The organism is Novosphingobium sp., from assembly GCF_031424035.1.
Taxonomy (GTDB): Bacteria; Pseudomonadota; Alphaproteobacteria; order Sphingomonadales; family Sphingomonadaceae; genus Novosphingobium.
Window position 1 is genome coordinate 1 of the sequence record NZ_JANPGP010000098.1, and the last position, 4815, is coordinate 4815.

A 4815-nucleotide genomic window follows, 5' to 3' on the forward strand; every position below is an offset into this window, starting at 1 on the left:
TGAGTGGCCCCGCAAGCGCGCGTATAGGCCCCGACAAATTCGGCCTCATCGAAGGCGAGGCGGGCAACAGGGAACGCTCTCGCCGGCATAGGAAAGCGGAAAGCTAAAGCTGTGATGACAATTGGCGTAAAGGCAGTCGGACGCATCCGGCATGCAGGATCGGTCCTCAAGGGACTGACCTTGCTGGCAGGGGCAACCATGATGACGGGCATTGCCCAGGCACAAGAAGTTGCGGCGGAAGCGGTTGCTACCGCATCCGGCGCACCGGCTGCGGGCAGCTATGTCCCGATGACGCCGACCGAGGGTATCGGCATGCCGACCCCGGGTGGCATCGGCTTCCAGAAACAGTTCTCCGCCGATGGCGAATATGCGGCGTGGATGCACAATGCGATCCTGCTGCCGATCATCGTGGTGATCACGCTGTTTGTGCTGTTCCTGCTGCTTTGGGTCATGGCGCGCTATAACAAGCGCACCAACCCGGTGCCGTCAAAGACCAGCCACAACACGCTGATCGAGATTGTCTGGACGTTGCTGCCGGTGCTGATCCTCGTGGTCATCGCGGTGCCTTCGTTCCGTCTGCTCGCCAGCCAGTACACGCCAGCCCCTGAAAAGGCGCTGACCGTAAAGGTTACCGGCAATCAGTGGTACTGGACCTACTCCTATACGGACAACGGCGGCTTCGAAGTCATTTCGAACATGCTCAACCAGAAGGGCCAGCCGGTCGTCAACGCGGGCATCCGCGAAGCCGGCAGCAAGCCCTGGGATGGCCCTGCGCAGCTTGAGGTTGATAACCGCCTCGTCCTGCCGGTCGGCGAAAAGATCCGCATTCAGGCCACCGGCGCTGACGTGATCCACGCCTTTGCCGTGCCCAGCCTGTGGTTCAAGATCGACGCCGTTCCCGGCCGCATCAACGAACGTGTCCTGCAGATCGAAAAGTCGGGCGTGTACTACGGCCAGTGCTCGGAACTGTGCGGCGCGCGCCACGGCTTCATGCCCATTGCCGTCGAAGCGCTGCCGCGTGACAAGTTCAACGCTTGGGTCATGACCCATGCCGGTGCGAAGATCGACGGCCAGCCTGAACCGGCTGCTGCGGCTTCCGCACCCGCCGTTGGCGCTTCCGAATCTGCCGCCGATGCTTCGGCCGCACCTGCTGCCGACGCTTCGGCCGCCCCTTCCGCTTCCGCGGCGCCCGGCGCCTGAGCGAGCTGAGACAAGGTTAGAACTGACATGGCTCACGATCTTACGCACGACCACGGTCATCACGACGCAGACCACAAGCCGGCGTTCTTCGCCCGCTGGTTCATGTCGACCAATCACAAGGACATTGGCACACTGTACCTGATCTTCGCGATCATCGCGGGGATCGTGGGCGGCGCCTTCTCTGGCATGATGCGCCTTGAACTGGCACAGCCGGGTATCCAGTACCTTGCGACCTTCTCGCACTGGTTCGGCGTTGCCAATCCGACCTTCGATCAGCAGCTCCACCTGTGGAACGTGCTGATCACCGCCCACGGCCTGATCATGGTGTTCTTCATGGTCATGCCGGCGATCATCGGCGGCTTCGGCAACTGGTTCGTGCCGCTTATGATCGGCGCGCCGGACATGGCTTTCCCGCGCATGAACAATATCTCGTTCTGGCTGACGGTTGCGGGCTTCATCTCGCTGCTGTGCTCGGCATTCGTTCCGGGCGGCACGGGCCAGGGCGCCGGCATCGGCTGGACTGCCTATGCTCCGCTCTCGACGCAGAGCGCGGCGGGCAACCCGGCGGTGGATTTCGCGATTTTCTCGCTCCACCTCGCTGGCGCCGCTTCGATTATGGGCGCGATCAACTTCATCACCACCATCTTCAACATGCGCGCGCCGGGCATGACCCTGCACAAGATGCCGCTGTTCGTGTGGTCGGTGCTGGTTACCGCCTTCCTGCTGCTGCTGGCCCTGCCGGTGCTGGCCGCGGCGATCACCATGCTGCTAACGGACCGCAACTTCGGCACGACCTTCTTTGATCCTGCCGGCGGCGGTGACCCGGTCCTCTACCAGCACCTGTTCTGGTTCTTCGGCCACCCCGAAGTGTACATCATGATCCTGCCGGGCTTCGGCATCATCAGCCAGATCGTCTCGACCTTCTCGAAGAAGCCGGTCTTCGGCTACCTCGGCATGGCCTACGCAATGGTTGCCATCGGTGTCGTCGGCTTCATCGTCTGGGCGCACCACATGTACACCACCGGTCTTTCGGTGAACACGAAGATGTACTTCACGGCGGCCACCATGGTGATCGCGGTGCCCACCGGCATCAAGATTTTCTCGTGGATCGCGACGATGTGGGGCGGCTCGATGGAGTTCAAGAGCCCGATGATCTGGGCGATCGGCTTCATCTTCCTGTTCACGCTCGGCGGCGTGACCGGCGTTGTCCTCGCAAATGGCGGCGTCGACGACAACCTGCACGACACTTACTACGTTGTGGCGCACTTCCACTACGTTCTCAGCCTTGGTGCAGTGACGTCGCTCTTTGCGGGCTTCTATTACTGGTTCCCGAAGATGAGCGGGAAGATGCACTCCGAGTTCCTCGCGATCCTGCACTTCATCGTCTTCTTCATCGGCGTGAACATGATCTTCTTCCCGCAGCATTTCCTTGGGCTGGAAGGCATGCCTCGCCGCATCCCTGACTATGCGCAGGCTTTTGCCTACTGGAACTACGTCTCTTCGGTCGGATACGCCATCACGGCGGCTTCGATCGGTATCTTCTTCGTCAACATTGCTTATGCGTTCATCGCCGGCAAGAAGGCGGAAGACAACTACTGGGGCGAAGGCGCCACCACGCTCGAATGGACCTTGTCGAGCCCGCCGCCTTTCCACCAGTTCGAAACCCTGCCGGTCATCGAGGACGCGGCGCACCATTAATGGTGCAAAGCAACGGCAAGCTAGGAACCCCGGGAGGAAACTCCCGGGGTTTTTCGCGTGTGCGCGCCAGTTTTGCACTTCGTCGAAGACTCGCTTTCCCTTGGCGGCGGACAGGCCTATAGGCGCGGTCAAATGGCGCTTTCCCAGACTCAGACACTGCCAGCCGACTGGCGCGATTTCCTCTCGCTGACCAAGCCCGGGGTCATCAGCCTCGTCATATTCACTGGGCTTTGCGGCTATCTTGCCGCGCCAGCGCGTATCCATCCTGTGCTCGCCTTCACCGCGATCCTGTGCATCGCTATGGGCGCGGCCGGATCGGCAGCGCTCAACATGTGGTGGGAAGCGGATATTGATGCCGGGATGAAGCGCACGGCAAAGCGCCCGCTACCGGCAGGCCGCATGGATCGGACCTCGGCGCGCGATTTCGGTGTGGGACTGGCTGCCGCCTCGGTGCTGATCATGGGGTTGGCGATCAATGTGCTGGCGGCCGTGATTCTGGCCGTGTCGATTTTTTATTATGCCGTGGTCTATACGATCTGGCTCAAGCCGCGCACTCCGCAGAACATCGTCATTGGCGGCGGGGCAGGGGCTTTTCCGCCGATGATCGGCTGGATCGCGGCGACGGGTGACATCACGCTGATGCCGGTCGTCCTGTTCCTCATCATCTTCATGTGGACACCGCCGCACTTCTGGGCGCTCGCGCTGTTCGTGCAGACCGATTATGCGAAGGTTGGCATTCCGATGATGCCGGTTGTCGCCGGCGAAAAGTCCACCCGGCGGCAGATCCTTGCCTATTCGGTAATCCTTCTGCCGCTGAGCCTGGTGCCATGGTTTTTGGGCGGGACGGGTCTGATCTATGCGGCCAGTGCGGCGCTGCTATCGGGCCTGTTCCTTGCCTTTGCCATCCCCGTCGGTCTGCGTACCCGCGCCGGTGATGACGATGCTATGAAGCCTGAAAAGCGGTTATTCAAATATTCGATTCTCTATCTCTTCCTGCTGTTTGCCGCACTGGTCGCTGACCGGATGCTGGCCGGAGTATGACCATGACTGACCCGAAGAAGAGCATTACCGAAGAGCAGCGCCAGAAGGTGATCCGCCAGCGCAACCTTGTGCTGGCCCTGGTGCTCGGCGCGTTTGTCGTGCTGTTCTTCGCCATCACGATCGCCAAGATGCAGCACTGATGGCCAGCGCTCCGCTTCGTCCGCTTGCCAGGAGCAACCGCCCCACCAGAAGTAACAGGAGGGTCGGCCTGATGGCCGGCGGGCTGGCGCTGGCCATGCTTGGCCTTGGATGGGCCTCGGTGCCGCTTTACCGCATGTTCTGCCAGGCCACCGGTTTTGGCGGAACGACTCAGCGCATCAGCGAAGAGCAGGCCCGCACTGTCAATGTCAGCGCCCGGACGATCTCGGTGCGCTTTGATGGCAACGTGGACAAAGGCATGCCGTGGCGGTTTGGCCCCGAGCAGATCACTCAGACTGTGCGGCTGGGCGCGCGGACCATGGCGGTCTATTCGGCGAAGAACACATCTGACAGGCCGGTCGTCGGCCGCGCCAGTTTCAACGTCTCACCGGACGAGGCGGGCAAGTATTTCACCAAGATCGAATGCTTCTGCTTCACCGAGCAGAGGCTGGAACCGGGGCAGGATATCCGCATGCCGGTGACCTATTATGTCGATCCCGATATCCTGAAAGACCCCGAAGCGAAGGCGATCCAGCAGATCACCTTGAGCTACACTTTCCACGAGGATCGCGCGACCGCCGCGAAATAGAAGCCAACAGGACTGGACCGCGCCGACAGGGCGCGATAAGGGGCCGGAAATTCGAATTTGGCGGGCACGCCCGCCGCTTGCTGCAACAGGGACTTGAGGACCATCATGGCCGGCGCAAAGAACCACGATTTTCACATTCTTCCGCCCGA

5 protein-coding genes are annotated in these 4815 nt (G+C 61.3%); all 5 read left to right on the forward strand.

The window, feature by feature from the left end; genetic code table 11:
• The first annotated feature begins 114 nt into the window (after positions 1-114).
• The 5 genes from coxB to RMO89_RS13930 all read left to right on the forward strand — a co-directional run bounded on the left by coxB (position 115) and on the right by RMO89_RS13930 (position 4666).
• Positions 115-1200, forward strand: a complete 1086-nt coding sequence (coxB, locus tag RMO89_RS13910; protein ID WP_409035558.1) for a cytochrome c oxidase subunit II — start codon at positions 115-117, stop codon at positions 1198-1200.
• Between the two features lie 27 nt (positions 1201-1227).
• Positions 1228-2898 (forward strand): cytochrome c oxidase subunit I, encoded by a 1671-nt coding sequence (ctaD, locus tag RMO89_RS13915; RefSeq protein WP_310533826.1) that lies wholly within the window; start codon positions 1228-1230, stop codon positions 2896-2898.
• Positions 2899-3030: 132 nt separating this feature from the next.
• A complete protein-coding gene (locus tag RMO89_RS13920; RefSeq protein WP_310533828.1) occupies positions 3031-3939 on the forward strand; it encodes a heme o synthase in 909 nt (302 codons plus the stop codon).
• Positions 3936-4079 carry a hypothetical protein gene (locus RMO89_RS13925; protein WP_310533830.1) on the forward strand — a complete coding sequence of 48 codons (144 nt, stop codon included), beginning with the start codon at positions 3936-3938 and terminating at the stop codon, positions 4077-4079. The genes RMO89_RS13920 and RMO89_RS13925 overlap by 4 nt, the downstream gene beginning before the upstream one ends.
• Entirely contained in the window at positions 4079-4666 is a 588-nt protein-coding gene (locus tag RMO89_RS13930; RefSeq protein ID WP_310533831.1) for a cytochrome c oxidase assembly protein, read from the forward strand. Before RMO89_RS13925 ends, RMO89_RS13930 begins: the two co-directional genes overlap by 1 nt.
• Positions 4667-4815 lie beyond the last annotated feature (149 nt).